The sequence below is a fragment of the Georgenia sp. Z1491 genome (assembly GCF_049856175.1).
Classification (GTDB): domain Bacteria; phylum Actinomycetota; class Actinomycetes; order Actinomycetales; family Actinomycetaceae; genus JB111.
This window is the reverse complement of the sequence record NZ_JBNDNA010000005.1, coordinates 165101-187557: the sequence shown is the minus strand read 5'-3', so window position 1 is coordinate 187557 and position 22457 is coordinate 165101. Positions and strand designations below refer to the sequence as shown.

The window sequence follows — 22457 nt, the reverse complement described above, 5'->3', positions numbered from 1 at the left end:
GCGGACGCCCCCGCTCGCGCGTCCGTCGGACGGCCCGTCACCGGAGTACATCCTTCGGCGGACCTGGTCACCGCCTCACCCGTGCTGGGATGGTCCCGTGAGAGCCGACCATGCCAAGGACGTGCGCGCCGCGGCGTTCGTCGTCGGCATCGGGCTGCTGCTGCTCGCACTCGGGCTGTACCCGATCACGAACATCCCCTCGGCCTACGGGGTGGATCCGGCGTCGATCTCGCCGTGGTGGTTCGTCCTCACGCTGGCCGTGGGCGGCGGCGTGGTCGCGCTGCGCGGGTACCACGCGGTCGGGGCGCTCGTCGCCGGGACCGCGCTCCTCGCCGTCGACCTCGCGCTCGGCGGGAGCATCGCGATGCTGCTCGTCATCTGGGAGCTCCTCCACCACGCGGCACTCGTGGGCTCGCGGCGCACGCGGATCGGGGAGACCGTCGGCGTCGGGGTGGTCGCGACGCTCGCCGGCGTGGGGGTCGCGCTGGGGGAGAGCGACCCGCGCGTGCTCATCGCGACCGTGCTCCAGGTCGGCGCCGTCGGCATCATGCCGATCTGGTGGGCGACCGAGGTCCGGCGGGGCCACGAGCTGGCCGAGGTCTCCGCCGAGAAGGCCCGCCTGGAGGCCGAGCGGGCCGACGCCCTCGAGATCGCCGCACAGCGGGAACGGACCGAAGCCCTGCGCGAGGAGCGCACCGCCATGGCGCGCGACCTCCACGACGTCATCTCCTCGCACCTGTCCGCCATCGCCATCCACTCCGGTGCGGCGCTCGCCGCACCGCCCGAGTCGGTACGCGACCGCGAGGCCCTCGCGCAGGTACGTCGCGAGGCGGTGGCGTCCCTGGAGGAGATGCGCTCGATGGTGCGGCTCCTGCGCTCGCAGGCGGACGAGGAGTGGACCTCCCCGGCGGGACTGGCCGAGCTGCCCGCGCTGGTCGAGCGCTCACGGGCGGCGGGCCTCGACCTCACGGTCGCCCCGGGGGTCATCGGCCCGGGTGGCGCAGCGAACCTCGACGTCCCGACGGCGGTCGGCCGGGCCGCCCTGCGGGTCACCCAGGAGGCCCTCACCAACGCGCTGCGCCACGGCGCCGGGGACGGTCACCTCGAGCTCGAGGCCGACGACGGCACTCTCGCGCTGACCGTCTCCAACGAGCTCCGCCGTCCCGCCCTGGTCGGCCAGGGTGGTGGGGGAGACGCGGACGGCCCGGGTGCTGCGCCGGCCGTACCGTCCCCGGGGGTCGGGCTCCACACGATGCGGGAGCGCACCGAGGCCTGCGGCGGCACCTTCTCCGCCGGCGCGCACGACGACATGTGGCAGGTCCGCGCGACCTTCCCGACGGAGGAGACGACATGATCCGGGTCCTGCTCGCCGACGACCACGCCGCCATCCGTGGCGGTCTGCGTCTCCTGCTCGACGCCGCGGAGGACGTCGAGGTGGTCGGGGAGGCGGCCGACGGCCGGGCCGCGATCCTCAACGCGCGCTCCCTGCGCCCGGACGTCGTCGTCATGGACGTGCGCATGCCCGGCGTCGACGGCGTGGAGGCGACGCGCGCCATCGTCGGTGAGGACCTCGCTCAGGTGCTCGTGCTGACGACCTTCGACCTCGACGAGGTCGTCTTCGGTGCCCTGCGTGCCGGCGCCGCCGGGTTCCTCCTCAAGACGGCGGAGCCCGAGGCCCTGCTCGACGCCGTGCGGCGGGTGGCGGCGGGCGACGGCGTCGTCGCCCCCGAGGTCACGCGCCGGGTGCTCTCGGCGTTCGTCGGTCCGGGCGAGCGTGGCGGGGTCGGAGCCGGTGGAGGTGTGCGTGGGGCCGCCCAGTCCGGTCACGCAGGCGTGGAGGGCGCGGGACCAGGAGGCGTTGGTGGCCGATCGACGGACGGTGCCCGGACCCGAGGGTGGGGTGGCGCGGGCCCCGACCCGCTCGCCGGGATCGACCTCACCGGGCGCGAGCGGGAGGTGCTCGGCGCCCTGGGGCGGGGACTGTCGAACGCCGACGTGGCCGCCGATCTGTTCATCGCCGAGGCCACGGTGAAGACCCACGTCTCACGAGTGCTCGCCAAGCTCGGCGTCACCTCCCGGATGCAGGCGGCGATCGTCGCGCGTGAGGCCGGCCTGGCCTGACACGACGCCGGCCCGACACGACGCCGGCACGGCTCGATAAATGACCTGACACCGTGGGCCGACCATGGTGAGGTGGTCACCACGACGAGCGAGGGCCGGGCCCGACCTGCCCAGCGACGTCGTGACACACCCGTCCGCACGACGCGAAGGAGGACCCCGTGCACTTCACAGGCAACGGTCCGGCGTCGGCGCACGACGGGGCTCCCCGCCTCGCGTAGCCGACACCGCTGAACGGCACCGGCCGCACCCACGCGGCCGCGAACGAGGCGACGACCGCCACCGCTGCGCGCTCACGCGCGGCCCGGTCGTGCCCATCTTCCGCCGCCCGCAGGGGTGGCAGTGCACCTCGGCGCGCCTGACGCGCGCCGTCACGGGTAGGAGACGCATGAACGCAGTACCCACGACCACCGCAGGACCATCGGTCGTCCCGCAGTACGCCGTGCGCACGCCGCCACGGTCCATCACGCCCGCGACCCGTCCACGAGCAGCCGCGCGCATCGCGCGTGCGGTGCGCGGCGTGCTGGACGCACTTCTTCGGGACGACGTCGGCGCACGCATGGAGGCCGACCCGAACTACGGCGCGGCATGGACCGAGGCGGCCGGCTACTTCCTCGTCCGCACGATGGTCCGCTGAGGGCCGGTGACCCGCGAGAGGGCGGTTCGCACAATGAACGACTTCGCGCAACGACGACGCCGGGCCCAACGCGCAGGGCCCGGCGTCGTTCGTCCTTGCTGCTGCGGAGCGGTGTGGCTCAGTCGGTCTGGACGCGCCCGGGCGCGTCCTGGATCCCGGCCTCGACGGCGGGCGACGGGCCGGTGCTCGCGGGCGAGCCGTCGTCGGACCCGGAGCGCTCGCGGCGCTCGTCGACCTTCTCCTTGGCGGTCCGCGCGACGGACGCCGCGGCGCCCGGTGCCTGCTTGGCGAGCTCCTCGGCCTTCTCGGTGGCCTGCTCGCGGACCTCGGCGACCTTGGGGTTCTCCCAGATCTGCGTGGCCTGCCGCTTCATCTTCTCGTACTGGCCGCGACCCGCCCGCGTGCCGAGAACGAACCCCACACCCAGTCCAGCCAGGAACGACACCTTGCTCATCTCGTCATCCTCCTCGTGCTTCGGGAACGTGTACGAGCCTAGAGCGCGCGGCCGCTCGGCGCGCGTTCGCACGAGACGGCGGGCAGGCAGCGGGGCGGTCGGCGCGCGGTGACGCTCCTCGACGAGCGGTGCTCACGAGGCGGTGCCCCCACCCGGACTCGAACCGGGAACCTACGGATTAGAAGGCCGGTGCTCTATCCATTGAGCTATGGAGGCGCGGACGGCGCCGGCGCGCCGCCCGCGCAAGTCTACGTGCGCCCGAGGGGCGGTTCCCGCGGATCTCGGCGGCGTAGCCACGTGCGCCGATGCCGACCTCCGGCCGCGCGTCCGGTGGCGGGAGATGGGAGTCTGGCCTCTCCCGCGGTCGGGCGGGTGCTGGTCCAGCCGCCGCCGCGACGCCTCGAGTAGGGAACGTTCATGCATCCAGGCCGACGGACGGTCGGCGGACCCGGGGACCCGTCGGCTCGCCGGCCTCCTGCGTCGCCCCGACGTCCTCACGGAGCTCACCCAGATCGCCAAGGGCGTGGTCGCCGCGACCATGGCCTGGTGGTTCTCCGTGCAGGTGCTGGAGTCGGCCCTGCCGTTCCTCGCCCCCTGGACGGCGCTGCTCACCGTGCACGCCACGGTCTTCCGGTCGATGTCGAGCGGCGTGCAGCTCACCCTGTCGTCGGCGATCGGGGTCGGGCTGTCCTTCCTCGTCGGCAGCTACCTCGGGGTGAGTGTCTGGACCTTCGCCCTCGCGATCCTCGTCGGGCTGGCCGTCGCGCGCACGCCGACGATCCGGGACGAGGGGGTCGCGATCGCCACCACGGCCATCTTCGTGCTCGGCAGCGGCTTCGACGACCAGGAGTCGCTTCTGCTCGACCGGATCATGGAGGTGGGCGTCGGCGTCGGCGTCGGGCTCGTCGTCAACCTGCTGATCATCCCGCCGCTGCGGGACAGGCAGGCGTCCCAGCACGTCGACAGCGTCAACCGGCAGATGGGACAGGTTCTCGTCGAGATGGCCGACGAGTTCTCCGAGTCGTGGGACACCGACAAGGCGTCCGACTGGTTCGGTGCCACGGAGTCGATGAGCCGGTCGGTGGAGCGGGCGTGGGGGGCGGTCGGTTACGCGCGCGAGAGCCGTCGCATCAACCTGCGCCTGTACCGCCCGGACCGGCGCAGCCCGGCGAGCCGCGGTCGTGGCCTCGGGTACGAGGACATCCTTCCGCGCCTCGACGAGGGCGTCTCCCACCTGCGGAACCTGGCCCGCACCCTGTACAACGCGACCTACGCGGAGGGTGAGTGGGACGCCCACTTCCGCGAGCGGTGGGTCGGTATCGTCCGGGACTGTGGCCGAGCGGTCGCGGATCCGGACGCCGAGGTCGAGCCGGTCGCCGACCGGCTCGAGATGCTCGCCGGGGAGCTGTCCCGGGACCGGAAGCTGCCCGAGAGCACCTGGCCCGTCTACGGAGCACTCATCACCAGCGTCCGTCACGTGGCGGTCGTCGTCGACGACATCGCGTCCGCGCGCGCGGCGCGAGAGGCGGGGAGCTCGAGTCCCCGGGCGTGATGCCGGGGCGCGTGAGTGGGCCCCGCCGTCGGGCGGCGAGGAGCGTGCGCCGGACGTGCAGACCCCCGCCGTCGTCGTCCCCGGCAGGTGACCGGTATTCACTGGCGCCGGGCGGACGCGCCTGGTGGGCTCGGGACGTGGACATCCGCGTGTCGTCGTACGTCGTGCTCGAGCGCCCCGGCGAGATCCTGCTCTGCCGCGGACGAGAGTCCGCCGGCTCGTACGGCTGGACCATGCCGGGCGGCGGCCTGGATCCCGGCGAGCACCCGGACGACGCCGCCGTGCGTGAGGCCCGCGAGGAGACCGGGTACGAGGTCGAGCTCGGCCGCGTGCTCGGCGTCAGCAGCATCGTCGTGCCCGGTGCCGAACGGCTCGCCGCGGGGCGCGAGGGGATCCCGCTGCAGGGCATCCGCATCGTCTACGCCGCACGCATCGTCGGCGGGACGCTGAGGCACGAGGCTGAGGGGACCACCGACGCCGCGGAGTGGGTCCGCCTGGACCGCGTCGTCGACCTCGACCGCGTGGAGCTGGTCGACGAGGCGCTCGTCCTCGCGGGGCTCTGAGGCCCCTGGTCGAACGCGCCGCGGGCGTCCGTACCGGCCGCAACGGCCTCAGGCGTCGAGCAGCGCGCGCAGGACCTGCAGGACCCCGTCGTCGTCGTTCGAGGGCGCGATGAACCGGGCGGCCTCCTTGACCTCCGGCTCGGCGTTGGCCATGGCGAACGGCAGGCCGACGGACCGCAGCATCGCGAGGTCGTTGTGGTGGTCGCCGAAGGCCGCGCACGCCTCGCGCGGGATGCCGAGCGCGGTGCGCAGGCGGGTGAGCGAGGCCCCCTTCGAGGCTCCGGCCCGCATGACGTCGGCCCAGTGCTCGTGCGAGCGGACGAGATCCGCCTCGAGGTCGAGGGCCTCGATCGCGGGGACGACGGCTTCGACGATCGGTGCCGCGTCCCAGGTGGCGAGCTTGACGACGTCCTCGGGCACCAACGTGAGGTCGTCGACGACCTCCACGGCGGGGTAGAAGTGCCGCACGTGGGCGAGGAAGTCGTCGTCGGTGCGCTCGACGTACGCCCGGGAGGGCGCACCGGCCACGAGACCGGTGTCGCGGCCCTGCGCGGCGAGGTCCCGGACGGTACGCGCGACCTCGGTCACCACCTGGCGGTCGAGGACCTCGGCCCGCATGACGTCCTCCCCGCGCCAGACGACCGCCCCGTTCTCGGACAGGACGGTGATCCGGTCGGCCACGGGCGCCATCGTCTCCAGGATCGCGCCGCGCTGCCGCCCGCTCGCCGCGACCAGGACGATGCCGCGGTCGATCAGCTCGTCGACGACGGGCCACACCTCCTGCGCCACGGACTTGTCCGAGCGCACGAAGGTGCCGTCCATGTCGAGGGCCACGAGCCGCAGGGCCCGGGCCTCCTCGGCGGTCGGGAGGTCGAGGATCGGGGCCGGGAAGGTCTGCTCGAGCACGTGCTCCATCCTCCCAGCCGGCGACCGGTGGTGGCCCCGGGTCGCGGGAGAGTCGCGCCACCCACGCGTCGTGGATGTCGCTCACCGTGGCGGGCACCCCGCGGAGGGGTGCCCGCCCGGACGAGCAGGCCCGTCACAGGGAGCGGGCGAGGCTGCGCCGCATGGCCCACGTGCCGAGCAGCACCGCGAGCAGCGCCATCCCGGCGAGGACCCCGAGCATCGGCAGGATGTCGACGAGCGAGCCGTCGTGCCGCTGGATCTCGGCGAACGCGTCGTACGCCCAGGCGTGCGGCGTCACGTGCGCGACCTGCCGCATCGTGTCCGGGAAGATCTCCAGCGGGGCCATCCCCCCACCGATGCCGGCGAGCACGAGACCGAGTCCCACACCCACCCCGGACGCCGCCCCCTCGTTGTCCAGGAGGGACCCGAGCAGCATCGCGACCCCCGCCGCCACCGCAGCGAACACGGCGAGGACGAGACCCGCCAGGGCGAGGTTGCCCCAGTCGACGCCGAACAGCAGCGCGGTGGCCGCCATGATGTAGACGCCCTGGAACATGGCGATCACCCAGCGGCCCAGCGTGAGCCCGCCCATCATCTGCTGCGTGCGGATCGGCGCCGACAGGGAGCGTGCGACGACACCGTTGCGGCGGGCCTGGATGAGCGTGCCGGAGGCGGCCAGCGAGATGAGGAAGACGAACAGCAGCAGCTGGGAGACGCCGCCCAGGTCGAACTGGCCGAGCCCGGAGAACTCCTGGGCGATCTCGTCGACGTCCGTCACCACGACCTCGGGCGCCCCGCCCGCCTCGCGGGCCGCGGCGAGCTCGTCGTCTGCCTGGGCCGGGTCGGCCCCGGCCGAGACGAGGGCGTCGAGCTGGATGCGGTCCAGGGACAGCGACTCGACGGCGGTGGACACGCGCTGCTGGACGGCGACTGAGTTGCCGGCGGAGCCCGCGACGACCTCGAGCGTGACGGGCTCGCCGTCCGCCCAGGCCGCCTCGGCGTCGTCGGGGACGACCAGGGCGACATCGGTGCGGCCGCGGGCGACGGCGGTGCGGGCCGCCTCGGCCTTGTCGGTGTCGACGGTGAGGTCGTGGTCCTCCAGAACTGTGACGACCTCGTCCTGCAGCTCGCCGCCGTCACCGCTGATCGTCACCCCGCCCTGGGAGCCGGAGCCGCCGAACTGGGAGCCGAGCACGAGCACCAGCAGCAGCGGGAAGACGAAGACGAAGAAGATGTTGGACCGGTCGCGCAGGAAGCGTCGCAGCTCCGTGCCGGCGACCGTCAGGATGGCTCTCACAGCGATGTCCCCCTGTCCGGGACGAGGCGGGAGACCGCGCCCATGACGAGTGCGAACCCGAGCATGATCGCGGCCGGCACGGCGATGTCGCCGATCCCGCCGCCGCCCGAGGTGATCCCGAGGCCGCGGGTGAACGCGCCGATCGGGTTGAGGTCGAGGACCTGGCCGAGGAGTCCGGACGCGGCCATCGGGAAGAATGCGCCGCCGGCCATGCCGAGCACGAGGGCGACGATCGACTGGGCGATGCCGGCCTGCTCGCTCGTCCGGGTGACCCGGGCGATGACGAGCATGACGGCGGTCCCCGCGGCCGCCACGCAGACGATGAGGACGGCCACGGGGAGGGGGTCGCCGAAGTCGACGTCGAAGAGCAGGCTGCCGGCGATCAGCAGGACCGAGGTGGCGACGACGCCGAGGAGGAAGCTCGCGAGCGCCTTGGCGGCGACGATGTGCCAGGTCGGCATCGGCATCGACCGCAGCCGGGCGAGCGTGCCCTGCTCCCGCTCGGTGACCAGCGCGAGCACGCCGAAGCCGACCGTGAACAGGAGGAACAGCCCGGCCTGGCCGGCCACGAGGGTGCCCGAGGCGTCGAGCTGCTCGTCGGCGGTCTCCCCGGCCGCGAGGGCGATGACGGACTCGCCGCGGCCGACCTGCTCGGTGACCGCGCCGATGTCCTCCGGCGCGAGCCCGAGCGAGGTGCCGGCCCCGGCCGCGGTCCCGGCGGCGTGCATCCGGGTGAGCGTGCCCTGGAGGATCGACAGGACGACGTCGCCCTCGATCCCGGCCCCGTCGCCCTCGATGACGCTGACGTCGACCGTGTCCCCGCCGCGCAGCCCGTCGCCGAACCCGTCCGGGACGATGAGTGCGAGCGCCGCGGACCCGTCCTCGGCTCGGGCGCGGGCGTCGTCTGCGGTGGTCTCCTCGACGGTGACGTCGAACCCCTCGATCCCGCTCAGCGTGTCGACGAGCGTGGTGGCCGAGTCGTCCCCCTCGGGGACCGAGGCGGCCACCGTCAGGGGGTCGAGCTCCTCGTCCTGGGCACCGCCGAGGACGAGGTTGAGGACCGCCATGAGCGCCAGCGGCACGACGATCGCGAAGATGATGACGGACTTGTCACGGATGCGTTGACGCAGGTCCGACTGCGTCATGGTCCAGATCGTGCGCATGTCAGTCCCTCAGCGCCTTGCCGGTGAGGTGGAGGAAGACGGACTCCAGGTCGGGCCGGGAGATCTCGACGTCGGACAGGCTCAGCCCGGTCGAGGTCCCACGGTTGACGACGTCGGCGACGGCGGTCGGCGCGTCGTGGACGGTCAGGCGCAGCGTGCGGCGCTCGACGTCGACGTCGACGACGGCGTCCAGCTCGCGCAGGGCGGCCGCCGCGGCCTCGGTGTCCCCCGTGCCGGTCAGCACGATCTGGTCCACGCCGCCGACGAGGCGGGTCAGCTCGTCGCGCGTGCCCTCGGCCTGGATCTTCCCGGCGTCGACGATGGCGATCCGGTCGCAGAGGCGCTCGGCCTCCTCCATGTAGTGGGTCGTGTAGAGCACGGCCATGCCCTCGACCGAGAGCCGCTCGACGGACTCGAGGATGGAGTTGCGCGACTGCGGGTCGACGCCGACCGTCGGCTCGTCGAGGATGAGCAGCTCGGGCCGGTGCAGGAGGCCGATGCCGATGTTGAGGCGCCGCTGCATGCCGCCGGAGTACTTCTTGGTCTGGTCCTTCGCGCGGTCGGCGAGGCCGACCAGGTCGAGCACCTCCTCGACGCGGCCCTTGAGGTCGGCGCCCGCCAGGCCCTGGAGCCGGCCGAAGTACTGGAGGTTCTCGCGCGCGGTGAGCTCGGGGTAGATCGCGAGGGACTGGGGGACGAGGCCGATGTGGCGCTTCGGTCCGACGGCGTGCGGGCCGACCGTCTCGCCGGCGATCGTCACGGTCCCGGAGTCCGCCGGGATGAGGCCGGCGACCATCGAGATCGTCGTCGTCTTGCCCGCACCGTTGGGACCGAGCAGACCGAACGTCTCGCCCCGGCCGATGCGGAAGCTCACCCCGTCGACGGCGGTGAGGTCGCCGAAGCGCCGCACGAGGCCGTCGACGACGAGGACGGTGTCGGTGGGAGCGCCCGCGGCCGGCGGGGTGTGCTCGTCGTGCAGTGTCATGGTGCCTTCCTCCGGTGTCGGGACGCTCACGACACTAGAAGCGGGCGCGCGGCCGGGTCTCCGACATTTGTCATGCCTCCCCGGGTCACGTGTCACGCCCGGCGGCGCGGTCGTCGTCGCGGGTCGTGCCGCCCGGGCACCGGTGAGCCGACCCTCGGCTCCAGGGGCCGATCCGTGTGAGAGGCTCGAACCATGACCGACCGGGCACGTCCGCCCGGCCACACTCCCGTTCGGCGCGTCCTCATCGCGACCTGCTGGTTCGAGCCCGCAGTCAACGGCGTCGTCACCTCGGTCCAGACGCTGCGTGCCGAGCCGGAGGAGCTCGGGTGCGAGGTCCGGGTGCTCGCTCTCTCGAACCGGCTCCGATCCCACCGCGAGGGCGACGTCTACCGCCTCGGATCGGTGGCGGTGAGCGCCCTGTACGACGGCGCGCGGCTCGGCACGCTGGCCAGCGGGCCCACTCGCCGCGCCATCGAGGAGTGGGGGCCCGACGTCATCCACTCGCAGTGCGAGTTCACCACCTTCGTCTGGGCCCGCCGGCTGGCCAGGGCTCTCGCGGTGCCGCTCGTGCACACGTACCACACGATCTACGAGGACTACACCCACTACTTCTCGCCGTCCCGTCCGCTGGGTCGGAAGCTGGCGGCGTCGTTCTCCCGCAGGGTGCTCGCCGGCGTGGACGCCGTCGTGGCCCCGACCGGCAAGGTCGAGTCGATCCTGCGCGGGTACGGGGTGCGGGTGCCGATCCACGTCTGTCCGACCGGGCTGGACCTCACGCACTTCCGACCCGTGCGCACGCGTGCCGACCGTGAGGACGCCGCCACGATCCGGCACCGACTCGGCATACCCCCGGGGATCGTGTGCTGCTCTCGCTGGGCCGCCTGGCGCGGGAGAAGGACATCGACGTGCTCCTCGGCCTTGTCGGGGGGCTCGGGTCCGCGTCGACCACGTTGCTCGTGGTCGGCGACGGCCCGGACCGGCCCCGGCTCGAGGAGCTGGCGCGACGAGCCGGGCCCGCCGGCCGGGTCGTCTTCGCCGGCTCCGTGCCCCGGCGGGAGGCAGTCCGCTACTACCGCCTCTCCGACGTGTTCGTCAGCGTGTCGCGCAGCGAGAGCCAGGGTCTGACCTACAGCGAGGCGCTCGCCTGCGGCCTACCCGTCGTCTGTCGACGTGACCCGTCGCTCGACGGCGTCGTCACCGACGGCGTCAACGGCTGGCAGCTCGACCACCCGGCGGACTTCCGCGCCGCGCTGGACCACCTGGCCGACCCGGCCGTCCACGACCGGGTCAGCACCGGCGCTGCCGGGTGGGCCGTCGAGAACGCCTCCGCAGCCGACTTCGGCCGCAGGCTCCTGGCAATCTACGAGAGCACCGGGGCCAGGGAGCGGCGCGGGGCGTCCACCGGGCCACGCGACCTCGCACGGGTGGGCGGCCGGAGGTCCCCGGCGTTGGTACGAGGTCGGTGCGGCAGGCCCTGACCGCGGCCTGGGCCCCGTCGGGGGACGCGCCGGGCGGGCGGACATGCACCGACCGCGCGCGGGCAGACACAATGTGCCATGTGCCCACCTCCGAGAACCGACGTGCCGCGACGGCCGACGCCGCGGCGCACCGGTCCGCGCCGGAGGGCGTCGCCCCTGACCGTCTACCCCGGGTGGCCGTCATCGCCGACACGCTGAGCGACCTGCGCGAGCTGCGGCTCCCGCTCGACATCCCCGGCGCCGAGGAGGCGCGGGGGCGCCGCCGGCGCGTGCTCACCGAGCTCGAGGTGCGCCTCCTGCCGCGCCTGCGCGAGGACTCCGCGCCGGCGATCGTCGTCCTTGGCGGGTCCTCGGGGGCCGGGAAGTCGACGCTGCTCAACTCCCTGGTCGGTGAGGAGATCTCCCTGGCCGGCGTCCTGCGCCCGACCACACGCACGGCGATCCTCGCCGCCCACACCGACGACGCCCCCGCCCTCGAGGACAACCCGCTCCTCGAGCTCGCGCACCTCGTGCCGACGGACGAGGTGCCGCGCGGTGTCGCCGTGCTCGACGCCCCCGACCTGGACTCCGTCGAGGCGAGGAACCGACAGCTGTCGGCCCGGCTCGTCGAGGCCGCCGACCTGTGGGTGTTCGTCACCACGCCCGTGCGGTACGGCGACGAGCTGCCGTGGTCCGCCCTGGCCGCCGCGCACGCGCGCGGCGTGACCGTCGCCGTCGTGCTCAACCGGGCCGGCGACCGGGTGCGGCGCGACGTGGAGCAGGACCTCACGCGGCGCCTCCAGGCGCTGGGTGCCTCGGACGCGCCGATCTTCGTGGTCCCCGACGTCGGACCGAACCACGGACCGCTCCCGCCCGCCCGGGTCGCGGAGCTGCGCCAGTGGCTCGCCCTGGTCGCGCGCTCGCGCGCCGGGTCGATGCTGCGCCGCCAGACCACCCGCACCACGTGGGCGGCCCTGCGCGAGGACCTCCTGGCGATCGCCGACGCCGCAGACGCCCAGGTCCGCCGCGCCGAGGATCTGACCGGACTGGTCGACGACGCCGTCGCGGGCCCGCTGCAGGGCGTGCGTGCCGACGTCGCGGACCCCGCCCTGGCGCACGGCTCGCCCACCACCCGCTGGCTCGCGCTCGCCTCCACCGGTGGCCCCCTCGCACGTCTCGCGGCCAGGCCGTCACGGCTGCGCGCCGGCCGTTCACGCGTGCGCGAGGAGCGTCGGCGCGCCGCCGTGAGCGTCGGCGCGCAGGTGGACGGTCCCGTGCACGACACGATCCTGCGTCACGTGCGCGTCGCGGACGCCGCGATGACGTCGCGGTGGGAGGACGGTGGCGCCGCCGAGATCCTCGCCGGCGAGCGCGTGCACCGCTCGCGCGGACCGGAGGCGCTCGCCGAGCGTGCCGTCGAGGGGTGGCAGGACGCCGTCGCCGAGGAGGTGGCCGCGGTCCTGCCCGGGACGGTGGCCGCCGAGGCGCTGGGCGCGGACGGCGTCGCGGGCCTCGTGCGGGCCGCGGCCGCCGGTCTCGCCGGGCCCGCCACTGCCCTGCGGGGGTTGTTCCCCGCCGACGGCGAACGGCTCGTGCAGTCCGCCCGCGAGCGGCTCGCGGACCTCGCCCAGGGTGCCGTCCGCGACGTCGCCCGCCCGTACGCCGACGTGCTGAGGGACCTCGCCGTCGATCCCGGCACCGCCGTCCGCCTGCGTGCGGGCGAGCTGAAGGAGTTCACGTGACCGATCCCGCACCGACCGCCACCGACCGGGCGGCCGGACGCCCGGCCGCCGCCGACCGGGCCGCCGAGCCTGTCGGCGGCAGCGGCACCGGCCGCCCCGCGATGCCCGCCGCCTCCGACCGCCCGGTCGCCGACCGGCTCCGCGCCCGCATCACCCGCCTGACCGACGCGCTCGACCGCGCCGGGGACCGCGTCGACCCGGAGGCCGCCGCCGCGGCCCGGGCCCGGTGCGCCGAGCTGCTCGACCGCCTCGAGCTGGGTGTCGACCACGCGGTCGTCGCGCTCGTCGGCGGCACCGGCTCCGGCAAGTCGTCCCTGTTCAACCAGATCGCCACCCTCGAGGTCGCCGAGGTCGGTCCGCTCCGGCCGACCACCGAGGAGCCCACGGCCTGCGTGTGGGGGCCGGACGCGAGCGGGCTGCTCGACTTCCTGCTCGTCGAGCCCGGGCGTCGCGTCACGCGTGAGTCGCTGCTGGACGCGTCCGACGAGGAGCTCCTCCACGGCCTGGTCCTCCTCGACCTGCCCGACCACGACTCCCGCTCCGAGTCCAACCAGAAGATCGTGGAGCGGATGCTGCCGCTCGTCGACGTCCTCGTGTGGGTGGTCGACCCGCAGAAGTACGCCGACCACGTGCTGCACGACAACTACCTCACGCACCTGCGGGGCCGCGAGGAGCACATGCTCGTCGTCGTCAACCAGATCGACAACCTGCGCGAGCAGGACGTCGACGTCGTGGTGCGGGACGTGAGCCAGGTCCTCGCCGACGACGGGCTCGGCGGGGTCGAGATCCTCACCGCGTCCGCGCTGACGGGGGAGGGGGTCGCCGACGTACGCGAGTTCCTCGCCCGCGCCCTCGTGCGCCCCACGACGTCCTCGGCCACGCTCGACGCAGGTATCGACCGGCTCGCCGCGCAGCTCGGCGACCAGGTGGCCGCCAGGTCCGTCGCGCTGCCCGCAGACGACGCCGTCGGCGCGCACCTGTCCCGAGCCGTGGGCACCGAGGCCGCTGCCGACTCCGTGCGCACCGCCGTTCGGTCGGGCGGTGCCGCCGCCCGGCCCGAACCGGTGCGACCGGTCGCGGTCGAGGACGTGCGCACCGACTGGCTCGCCGAGGTCACCGGCGGGCTGCCCGGGCGATGGTCGAGCGCCGTCGACGACTCCGTGACCGCAGCGCCGGACCTGGCCCGCTCGGTCGACACGGCCGTCGCCGAGGTGCCTCTGCCGGCCACCGACGTGCCGCGGGCACGCGGACTGCAGATCGGTGGGGCGGTCGCGCTGGCCCTCGCGGTCGTCGTCGTCGTCCTCGGTCTCGTGCTCGACCTGCCCACGATCGCGTGGATCGTCGTGGCGGTCGTCCTCGCAGGCGTCGGCGCGTACCTGCTGCTGTCGGCTCCGCGCGTGCGAGCGGCCGCCGCGCAGGAACGGGCCGACGAGTACTCCCGCGAGCTCGAGACCCGGCTGCGCGCGGTCGGGCGCTCGGGCCTGCGCGAGCCCGCGGAGCAGGTGCTCGAGGACCACGAGGCGTTGCGCGCGGCCCTGGGCTGACCTGGTCCGACCGTGATCTGACCCGGTTCGACGCGACGCTCCGACCCGAGCTCGCGGCCCCGCGGCGCCCTGGTCGGAGTCCCACAGGTAGCCACGCCGGCGTCCCCCCACCGGTAGCCACGCCGGCGTCCCCACAGGGCCGCTCGGCGGCAGTCCATCCACAACCCGCACCAGCTCCGGTGCGGCGCCGGGGCGCCTCGCGCCACGGTGGGCGCGAGTCGGCACGGCGCCGGCAGCGAAGGAGCACGCCATGTCCAACGAGATCAACGTGACGGTCCGCGGTAACGCCGCCGCCGACGCCACGCTCCGCCACACCGAGTCCGGTTCGCCCTGGGTGACGTTCCGGCTCGGCTCGACGCGACGGAAGTTCGACCAGGCCACGGGCTCCTGGGTGGACGCCGAGACCCAGTGGTTCAACGTCAAGGTCTTCGGACGAATGGCGCCGCACATCGGTGCCTCCGTCAAGAAGGGCACCCCCGTCCTCGTCCGCGGCCACCTGCTCACCGAGATGTGGGTGGACAAGGACGGTGCCGAGCGCACCTCGCTCGTCATCAACGGCGACTCCGTGGCGCTCGAGATGTCCCGCGGGGTGACCACCTACATGAAGGTCGACAACGGCTCGCGCGACCAGGCCGGCGGAGCGGCCGGCGACGCGCCCGCCGGTGAGGTGACGTCCGGCGGCCCGGGCAGCTGGTCCGTCGTCGAGCACACGACGACGGATGCCGAGAGCTCCACCGCCGGCGACGTCGCGGATGGCGTCGACGACGAGGGGGTGGCCGACGTCGAGGAGGTCGGTCCGCAGCTCGAGCACGCCTACTCCTGACATCGGGAGGCGTCCGGCCCGGCGGGGGAGCTGGGCCGGACGTCGCCATGACGCCGCCCCGGGCGATGCCGGGCGTCGTGCCGTGATGCTGCCGGCGCCCGGCCCCCGTCGCTCGGTGCCCGTCGCTCGGTGCCCGTCGCCCGGGTGGTTCGTGTCCCCGGGCACGTGCGGTGCGGGGCCGCGGCCCCGCCCGGCTCGCCTACGCTGGGGGACAGCGCTCCGGCAGATCCGGCCGGGCACACCCACCACCCGATCGAGAGGGAGATACGTGGCCGAGTACATCTACTCCATGGTCCGGGCCCGCAAGGCCCACGGGGACAAGGTCATCCTCGACGACGTGACGATGTCGTTCTACCCGGGCGCCAAGATCGGCATGGTCGGTCCGAACGGCGCGGGGAAGTCCACGATCCTCAAGATCATGGCCGGCCTCGACCAGCCGTCGAACGGCGACGCGGTCCTCACGCCCGGCCACACCGTCGGCATCCTGCTGCAGGAGCCGCCGCTGAACGAGGAGAAGACGGTCCTCGGCAACGTCCAGGAAGGCGTCGGCGAGATCCTGTCCAAGGTCGAGCGGTTCAACGAGATCGGCAACGAGATGGCCGAGCCCGACGCCGACTTCGACGCCCTGATGGAGGAGATGGGCAAGCTCCAGACGGAGATCGACGCGGCGAACGCCTGGGACATCGACGCCCAGCTCGCCCAGGCGATGGACGCCCTGCGCTGCCCGCCGCCGGACGCTCCCGTGACCAACCTCTCTGGCGGTGAGCGGCGTCGAGTCGCGCTGTGCAAGCTCCTCCTCGAGCAGCCCGACCTGCTCCTGCTGGACGAGCCCACGAACCACCTCGACGCGGAGTCCGTGCTCTGGCTCGAGCAGCACCTGTCGAAGTACCCCGGCGCCGTCATCGCCGTCACGCACGACCGGTACTTCCTCGATCACGTGGCTGAGTGGATCGCCGAGGTCGACCGCGGCCGCCTGTACCCCTACGAGGGCAACTACTCCACCTACCTGGAGAAGAAGCAGCAGCGCCTCGAGGTCCAGGGCAAGAAGGACGCGAAGATGGCCAAGCGCCTGGCCGACGAGCTCGAGTGGGTGCGCTCCAACGCCAAGGGCCGGCAGGCCAAGTCCAAGGCCCGTCTCGCCCGGTACGAGGAGATGGCGGCCGAGGCCGAGCGCACGAGGAAGCTCGACTTCGAGGAGATCCAGATCCCGCCCGGGCCGCGCCTGGGCAACGTCGTCATCGAGGCGGACGACCTGCACAAGGGGTTCGGCGACCGCGTCCTCATCGACGGGCTGTCCTTCAGCCTGCCGCGCAACGGCATCGTCGGCGTCATCGGCCCCAACGGCGTCGGCAAGACCACGCTGTTCAAGACGATCGTCGGGCTGGAGCCGTTGGACTCCGGAGACCTGACGATCGGCGAGACCGTGAAGATCAGCTACGTCGACCAGTCGCGTGGCGGTATCGACCCGGACAAGAGCCTGTGGGAGGTCGTCTCCGACGGGATGGACTACATCCAGGTCGGCAACGTCGAGATGCCCTCGCGCGCCTACGTCTCGGCGTTCGGGTTCAAGGGACCGGACCAGCAGAAGCGGGCCGGCGTGCTCTCGGGCGGTGAGCGCAACCGCCTCAACCTCGCGCTCACCCTCAAGCAGGGCGGCAACCTCCTCCTGCTCGACGAGCCGACGAACGACCTCGACGTCGAGACCCTCGGCTCGCTGGAGAATGCCCTGCTGGAGTTCCCGGGCTGCGCGGTCGTCGTCACGCACGACCGGTGGTTCCTCGACCGCGTGGCGACCCACATCCTCGCGTGGGAGGGCACGGAGGAGAACCCGGCGAGCTGGTACTGGTTCGAGGGCAACTTCGAGTCCTACGAGGCCAACAAGATCCAGCGTCTGGGCCCCGAGGCGGCTCGTCCCCACTCGGTCACCTACCGCAAGCTCACGCGCGACTGACGCGCGACCGGCGATTACCCGGCCGGGCACCCTCCGGGGTGTCCGGCCGGTCCAGGGGCCTCCGCGAGACCGCGGGGGCCTCGTTGGTGCACGCCTGGGCCTCGGTGGTTCACGCCCGCTCGCGTCCGATATGGTCTCGGGCGGCCCTCCGGCCGATTCCCGACGACGCAGGAGACACACGTGACTGAGTACGACCCCTCGGCAGCATCGGCACCCGGGCCCGGCGGCCCGGCCGGCCCCGGCCAGCCGCAGGGCCGGCCGGCCGACTACGACCAGGGCGATGGGCAGCCGGGCTACGGGCAACAGGGCTACGGACAGCCTGCGTCGGGCCAGGCCCCCGGCGGTTACGGCCAGCCGGGCTACGGTCAGCCGGCGGCCGGCCCGGCTCCCGGCGGATACGGCGCACCGGGCCAGCAGTTCGCCCCGCAGTCCTCCGGCGGCAACATCTTCGCCGCCCTGTTCTCCGGCGACTTCTCCCGCTCGGCCGTGGCGCGGTTCGCCTCGACGGTCTTCTACATCGGCGTCGCCGTCCTCGCGATCGAGTGGCTCGCCCAGCTCTTCACGCTCACCGCCGGTCGCGGCGACGTGCCCGCGGGGATCTGGGTGGCGTGGGTGCTCAGCCTGCTCGTCGTCGTGCTCAAGATCGCGCTGCTGCGCGGTTTCATCGAGATCGTCGTCGCCGTGACGCGCGGTGGCGACCGCCGATAGGTCAGTGGACCGGGCCGGCCGGCCCGGGGCTCGTCGGCGGGCGGGGAGCACGGCTGCATGCCGGTTCCCCGCCCGCCGTCGTCCCCGGGCACCCGGCGCACGGAGGACAATGGCTGTCATGCCTCGCCTGACGATTCCCGTGCGCCTGCGCTGGTCGGACATCGACGCCTACCGGCACGTCAACAACGCCCGGATGCTCGGCATCCTCGAGGAGTGCCGCATCCAGGCGTTCTGGGCGTCCGTCCCCGGGGACCCGGCGGGCCCACCCGCCGAGGCACCGGCGACCTCGGGCCCGACCATGTCCGCCCTCCAGGCGGCCGCCGACGCGCCGGGCACCAAGGTCCTCGCGACCGGCCCGGGCTCCGGCACCAACACCTACATCGCCCGCCAGGAGATCGAGTACCTGGCGCCCGTCCCGTACTCCCTCGAGCCGCTGCAGGTCGAGCTGTGGATCTCGCACCTGGGTGGCGCGTCGATCGACGTCTGCTACGAGATCCCCGGACCGGACGGACCGGCCGCTCGCGCGACGACCACGCTGGTCCTCGTCGACGAGGAGACCGGCCGTCCGCGCAGGCTCACCGCGGACGAGCGTTCGGTCTGGTCCGAGTTCATGGATCCTCCGATACGTTTCCGGCGCCGGGACCGAGACACGTCCGACGCTGCCTCGGCGACCGCCCAGGACGGCGCCTGAACCGCCTCATCGGGTCGGCTCACCGCAGGGACGGCCGGCGCCACTCCCCGTCCGGACCGGAGGCAGCCAGCGGCGGGTCGGGGTCGGGCACCCGGACCATGCCCTCCTGGCCGATCGACGAGACGAGCGCGCCGGACCGGTCGTAGACCTCGGCCGTGCCGAGCCCACGCCCACCCTGCGCGGACGGCGAGCGCTGGACGAACAGCAGCCACTCGTCGACCCGGACCTCGCGGTGCCACCACATCGAGTGGTCCAGGGACGCCATCGACAGTCCCTCCGAGCGCCACGCCAGCCCCTGTCGGCGCAGGACAGGCTCGAGCATCACCTGGTCGCACGCGTAGGCGAGCAGGGCGCGGTGCAGGAGCTGGCTGGTGCTCTCCGGGAGCGGGGTGCGGGCCCGCATCCACAGCATCTGCCGCTCGGCCCGGTCCGGGTCGGGCCCGAGGTAGAGGTTGCCACCCACGTGGCGGATGTCGAACGCCGCCGTCGAGGACATGAAGCGCGCCACCGGATGGTCGACGGACTCGAACAGGTCGATGGCGCTCGGCAGAGTCTCCGGGTCCGGTGCCTGCGGCGCGGGGTCGTGGTGGTCGAGGCCCGGCTGGGACTTCTGGTACGAGGAGATGATCGACAGGATCGGCTTGCCGTGCTGGAACGCGTGCGTGCGCCGCGTGGAGAAGGACCGACCGTCGTGGAGCTGCTCGACGGCGAGGGTCACCCCGTCCTGAGAACGGCCCGGCCGCAGGAAGTACCCGTGCGCGGAGTGGAGGTACCGCGGGCCGTCGTCGGTGAGCGTGTCGTCCGCGGCGAGCAGGGCCTGCGCGAGGACCTGACCGCCGTAGATCCGTCCGGACAGCTGGGGCAGGGAGCCGCCCGCGAACGAGTCCGGGCCGGTGCGCTCGAGCCGCAGCGAGTCCAGGATCTGCCGCATCTGCGCCGAGTCGCTGTCCGGGACGTCGAGCACGCCGTGCCGGGCTCCCGGCGGCGGGGGCACGGACGGCACGCCGACCCGGGACGGGGCGTCGCCGCTCACGGCCGCGGCTCGAGCGTGTTGATCATGGCGTCGGCCGCGCGCACGAAGTAGTCCCACATGGCGCGGTCGGCCTCCGGGTCGAGAGCGACGTCGTCGAGGGCTGCGCGCATGTGCGTGAGCCAGCGGTCCCGGGCGTCCGGCGTCACCCGGAACGGCTGGTGCCGCATCCGCAACCTCGGGTGCCCGCGCTGCTCCTGGTAGGTCGTCGGTCCGCCCCAGTACTGCTCGAGGAACATGCGCAGCCGTTCCTCGCCGCCGTCGAGGTCGCCCTCGTACATCGGGGCGAGGACCTCGTCGGTCGCGACGCCCTCGTAGAACCTCCTGGTCAGGCGCTCGAACGTGTCGTGGCCGCCGAGGCGGGCGTACAGCTCCGCGCGCTGGGTCGTCTGGCTCGGCCGGTCGCTCGTCGTCATCGCACCATTGTCACCCGCACGACCGGTGCGGCACCACGGCGCCACCTCGCGTCGTCCGCGGCCGTGCTCTGGCAGGATCGGGGGGTCCCGAACGATCAGCAGGCCGGCCAGCGCGGGCCACGGATAAGGAGCTCAATGTCGGACGCCGGCGACGCCGAGACACCCTCGAAGGCCCTCGCGCGTCTGGCGGACCTCAAGGGGGTCGCCACCGAGTTCTGGGACTTCCACGGGAAGCACCGGACGATCAGCGCCGCCACGATCCGGGCGGCGCTCCGGGCGCTGGGAGTGCCCGCCGACTCCGACGACGACGTGAGCGCCTCGCTGGCCGAGCACGACCTGGCCCCCTGGCGCGAGACCCTGCCGGACTCGGTGGTCGTCCGGCGCGGGCGCGAGTCCCGCCTGCCCGTCTACGTGCCGCTCGGCTCGGAGGTCCGCGTCGAGATCCACCTCGAGGACGGTGGCAGCTGGCAGCTCGCGGCCGCGTCCGAGCCGCCCGAGATGCGCGAGGTCGACGGGCGCACGCACACCCGGATCGAGTTCGTGGTCCCGGCCGACCTCCCGCTCGGCTGGCACACCGTCGTCGCCGAGCCGGCGGGCGCCCGCCGCCGACGCGCGCCGATCGCCGTCACGCCGGACCGCCTCGAGCTTCCCGAGCTCGAGGGGGGCCGCGGGTGGGGCCTCGCCGCGCAGCTGTACTCCGTGCGCTCGCGCCGCTCGTGGGGACTCGGCGACGCCGCCGACCTCGCCGAGCTGGCCGCGATCGCCGGCAGCTCCGGTGCGGACTTCGTCCTCATCAACCCCCTGCACGCGGCGCAGCCGGTGGCGGGGATGACGACGTCGCCGTACCTGCCGGTCACCCGCCGGTTCGTCAACCCGATCTACCTGCGGCCCGAGGAGATCCACGAGGCGGCCTACCTCTCGGGCCCCCAGCGCTCGCTCGTGCAGTGGGCGGCGGACGAGGTGCGGCCGCTGAACGAGACCAACGAGCCGCTGGACCGCGACGCCGTCTGGGCCGCCAAGCTCCAGGCCCTCGAGGTGATCTTCGCGGCCGGCCGGACCGCGGCCAGGCAGCAGGCGTTCGAGAGGTTCCGGGCCACCGAGGGGGAGGGGCTGCAGGACTTCGCCCTGTGGTGCGCGCTGATCGAGGACCAGGCCGGCCGGCCGTGGCCCGTCGAGCTCACCGATCCCGCGAGCCCCCAGGTCGCGCTCAAGAGGTCCGAGCTCGCCGACCGCGTGGAGTTCTTCGCCTGGCTGCAGTGGGTGCTCGACGACCAGCTCGCCGCGGCCCAGCGCGCCGCGAAGGACTCAGGGATGGCGCTCGGGATCATGCACGATCTCGCGGTCGGCGTCGACTCCCAGGGCGCCGAGCGCTGGTCCGGCCAGGAGGTGTTCGCCGCCGGCATCGAGGTCGGGGCGCCGCCGGACATGTACAACCAGCAGGGGCAGAACTGGTCGCAGCCGCCGTGGCGACCGGACGCCCTGGCGCGCACGGCCTACGCCCCCCTGCGCCAGATGCTGCGCACCGTGCTGCGGCACGCGGGTGCGATCCGGGTCGACCACGTCGCCGGCCTGTTCCGCCTGTGGTGGATCCCGGCCGACGGCGGCGCCGACCAGGGCACGTACGTCAGCTACGACCACGAGGCGATGGTCGGCGTCATGCTGCTCGAGGCGCACCGCGCGGGCGCGGTCGTCATCGGGGAGGACCTGGGGACCGTCGAGCCCTGGGTGCGCGACTACCTCGAGGAGCGCGGCGTGCTCGGCACGCAGGTGTTCTGGTTCGAGAAGGACGACGACGGACGGCCCAGGCGGCCCGAGGAGTACCGACGGCTCGCGCTCGCGACGGTCGACACGCACGACCTCCCGCCGGTGGCCGGCTACCTGGCCGACGAGCACGTGGACCTGCGCGAGCGCCTCGGCCTGCTGGTCGAGCCCGTGGAGAAGGTGCGCGCCGAGTCGGCCCTCGAGCGGCGCCGCGCCGTCGAGCGGCTGCGCGAGCTCGGGCTCGTGGGGGCGGACCCCTCAGAGCGCGAGATCCTCGAGGCGCTGCACGCCTACGTCGCGGCCACCCCGAGCTACCTGGTCGGTGTCTCGCTCGTGGACGCGGTCGGGGAGCGGCGCGCGCAGAACCAGCCGGGCACGCACACCGAGTACCCGAACTGGAAGGTGCCGCTCGCCGACGGTACCGAGCAGGTGGTCCTCCTCGACGACCTGCACGCCCACCCGCGGGTCCGTTCGCTCGTGCGGACCGTCAACGAGGCGATGGGGCGCGCCACCGACTGATCTGTCCCCGGCAGGCCCCGCAGGCCCGCCCGCCACCCGTGAGATCGGGGGAAGATTCACGAGTGCGGGGGAAACAACCCCTAATCTCGAGCTCTTCCCCCGATCTCACCGAGTTGAGAATGGCGACCGGCCACCCGGCC

The 22457-nt window shown here is 73.6% G+C and carries 20 protein-coding genes, 1 tRNA gene and 1 pseudogene; 14 read left to right on the top strand and 8 right to left on the bottom strand.

Annotated elements, in window-relative coordinates:
- Positions 1-97 precede the first annotated feature (97 nt).
- The 3 genes from ACPYO4_RS07270 to ACPYO4_RS07260 all read left to right on the top strand — a co-directional run bounded on the left by ACPYO4_RS07270 (position 98) and on the right by ACPYO4_RS07260 (position 2755).
- Positions 98-1354, top strand: coding sequence for a sensor histidine kinase (locus tag ACPYO4_RS07270; protein WP_425708548.1), 1257 nt, complete (start codon positions 98-100; stop codon positions 1352-1354).
- Entirely contained in the window at positions 1351-2121 is a 771-nt protein-coding gene (locus ACPYO4_RS07265) for a response regulator transcription factor (RefSeq protein WP_425708547.1), read from the top strand. Before ACPYO4_RS07270 ends, ACPYO4_RS07265 begins: the two co-directional genes overlap by 4 nt.
- Positions 2122-2506: 385 nt before the next feature.
- The gene (locus ACPYO4_RS07260; RefSeq protein WP_425708546.1) at positions 2507-2755 is read left to right on the top strand and encodes a hypothetical protein; all 249 of its coding nucleotides are present in this window, start codon (positions 2507-2509) and stop codon (positions 2753-2755) included.
- 118 nt (positions 2756-2873) lie between these two features.
- On the opposite strand, the gene ACPYO4_RS07255 is transcribed toward ACPYO4_RS07260, so the two are convergent.
- Together ACPYO4_RS07255 and ACPYO4_RS07250 are read right to left on the bottom strand one after the other, a co-directional pair.
- A complete protein-coding gene (locus ACPYO4_RS07255; RefSeq protein ID WP_425708545.1) occupies positions 2874-3209 on the bottom strand; it encodes a YtxH domain-containing protein in 336 nt (111 codons plus the stop codon).
- A 143-nt stretch (positions 3210-3352) separates the two neighbouring features.
- A tRNA-Arg gene (locus ACPYO4_RS07250) sits at positions 3353-3425 on the bottom strand.
- A gap of 124 nt (positions 3426-3549) precedes the next feature.
- On the opposite strand from ACPYO4_RS07250, the gene ACPYO4_RS07245 reads away from it, so the two are divergent.
- Positions 3550-4761, top strand: coding sequence for an FUSC family protein (locus tag ACPYO4_RS07245; RefSeq protein WP_425708544.1), 1212 nt, complete (start codon positions 3550-3552; stop codon positions 4759-4761).
- A 137-nt stretch (positions 4762-4898) separates the two neighbouring features.
- Positions 4899-5324 (top strand): NUDIX hydrolase, encoded by a 426-nt coding sequence (locus ACPYO4_RS07240; protein WP_425708543.1) that lies wholly within the window; start codon positions 4899-4901, stop codon positions 5322-5324.
- A gap of 48 nt (positions 5325-5372) precedes the next feature.
- Here ACPYO4_RS07240 and ACPYO4_RS07235 read toward each other — a convergent pair whose 3' ends face one another.
- The 4 genes from ACPYO4_RS07235 to ACPYO4_RS07220 all read right to left on the bottom strand — a co-directional run bounded on the left by ACPYO4_RS07235 (position 5373) and on the right by ACPYO4_RS07220 (position 9675).
- Complete coding sequence (locus ACPYO4_RS07235) at positions 5373-6230, bottom strand: HAD family hydrolase (protein WP_425708542.1); 858 nt, start codon at positions 6228-6230, stop codon at positions 5373-5375.
- Between the two features lie 133 nt (positions 6231-6363).
- Positions 6364-7527 (bottom strand): ABC transporter permease, encoded by a 1164-nt coding sequence (locus tag ACPYO4_RS07230; RefSeq protein ID WP_425708541.1) that lies wholly within the window; start codon positions 7525-7527, stop codon positions 6364-6366.
- Positions 7524-8672 carry an ABC transporter permease gene (locus tag ACPYO4_RS07225; RefSeq protein ID WP_425708540.1) on the bottom strand — a complete coding sequence of 383 codons (1149 nt, stop codon included), beginning with the start codon at positions 8670-8672 and terminating at the stop codon, positions 7524-7526. The genes ACPYO4_RS07230 and ACPYO4_RS07225 overlap by 4 nt, the downstream gene beginning before the upstream one ends.
- 19 nt (positions 8673-8691) lie before the next feature.
- Entirely contained in the window at positions 8692-9675 is a 984-nt protein-coding gene (locus tag ACPYO4_RS07220; RefSeq protein WP_425708539.1) for an ABC transporter ATP-binding protein, read from the bottom strand.
- 192 nt (positions 9676-9867) lie between these two features.
- Between ACPYO4_RS07220 and ACPYO4_RS07215 the strand changes: the two are divergent.
- From ACPYO4_RS07215 to ACPYO4_RS07180, 8 genes and pseudogenes are all read left to right on the top strand, one after another.
- Positions 9868-10392, top strand: a pseudogene (locus ACPYO4_RS07215) (glycosyltransferase); the annotation flags it as partial.
- 143 nt (positions 10393-10535) lie between these two features.
- Positions 10536-11153, top strand: a complete 618-nt coding sequence (locus ACPYO4_RS07210; RefSeq protein ID WP_425708538.1) for a glycosyltransferase — start codon at positions 10536-10538, stop codon at positions 11151-11153.
- Between the two features lie 80 nt (positions 11154-11233).
- A complete protein-coding gene (locus ACPYO4_RS07205; RefSeq protein ID WP_425708537.1) occupies positions 11234-12874 on the top strand; it encodes a hypothetical protein in 1641 nt (546 codons plus the stop codon).
- Positions 12871-14418 carry a GTPase gene (locus ACPYO4_RS07200; RefSeq protein ID WP_425708536.1) on the top strand — a complete coding sequence of 516 codons (1548 nt, stop codon included), beginning with the start codon at positions 12871-12873 and terminating at the stop codon, positions 14416-14418. Before ACPYO4_RS07205 ends, ACPYO4_RS07200 begins: the two co-directional genes overlap by 4 nt.
- Positions 14419-14668: 250 nt before the next feature.
- Positions 14669-15241 (top strand): single-stranded DNA-binding protein, encoded by a 573-nt coding sequence (locus ACPYO4_RS07195; protein WP_425708535.1) that lies wholly within the window; start codon positions 14669-14671, stop codon positions 15239-15241.
- 268 nt (positions 15242-15509) lie between these two features.
- Positions 15510-17192, top strand: a complete 1683-nt coding sequence (ettA, locus tag ACPYO4_RS07190; protein ID WP_425708534.1) for an energy-dependent translational throttle protein EttA — start codon at positions 15510-15512, stop codon at positions 17190-17192.
- A 180-nt stretch (positions 17193-17372) separates the two neighbouring features.
- Positions 17373-17900 carry a DUF4282 domain-containing protein gene (locus tag ACPYO4_RS07185; RefSeq protein ID WP_425708533.1) on the top strand — a complete coding sequence of 176 codons (528 nt, stop codon included), beginning with the start codon at positions 17373-17375 and terminating at the stop codon, positions 17898-17900.
- A gap of 118 nt (positions 17901-18018) precedes the next feature.
- Positions 18019-18591, top strand: coding sequence for an acyl-CoA thioesterase (locus ACPYO4_RS07180; protein ID WP_425708532.1), 573 nt, complete (start codon positions 18019-18021; stop codon positions 18589-18591).
- A 19-nt stretch (positions 18592-18610) separates the two neighbouring features.
- On the opposite strand, the gene ACPYO4_RS07175 is transcribed toward ACPYO4_RS07180, so the two are convergent.
- Both ACPYO4_RS07175 and ACPYO4_RS07170 read right to left on the bottom strand, forming a co-directional pair.
- Complete coding sequence (locus ACPYO4_RS07175; RefSeq protein ID WP_425708531.1) at positions 18611-19624, bottom strand: acyl-CoA thioesterase; 1014 nt, start codon at positions 19622-19624, stop codon at positions 18611-18613.
- Positions 19621-20037 carry a globin gene (locus tag ACPYO4_RS07170; RefSeq protein ID WP_425708530.1) on the bottom strand — a complete coding sequence of 139 codons (417 nt, stop codon included), beginning with the start codon at positions 20035-20037 and terminating at the stop codon, positions 19621-19623. The genes ACPYO4_RS07175 and ACPYO4_RS07170 overlap by 4 nt, the downstream gene beginning before the upstream one ends.
- A gap of 135 nt (positions 20038-20172) precedes the next feature.
- Between ACPYO4_RS07170 and malQ the strand changes: the two genes are divergently transcribed.
- Positions 20173-22317, top strand: a complete 2145-nt coding sequence (malQ, locus tag ACPYO4_RS07165; protein ID WP_425708529.1) for a 4-alpha-glucanotransferase — start codon at positions 20173-20175, stop codon at positions 22315-22317.
- The last annotated feature ends 140 nt before the right edge of the window (positions 22318-22457 follow it).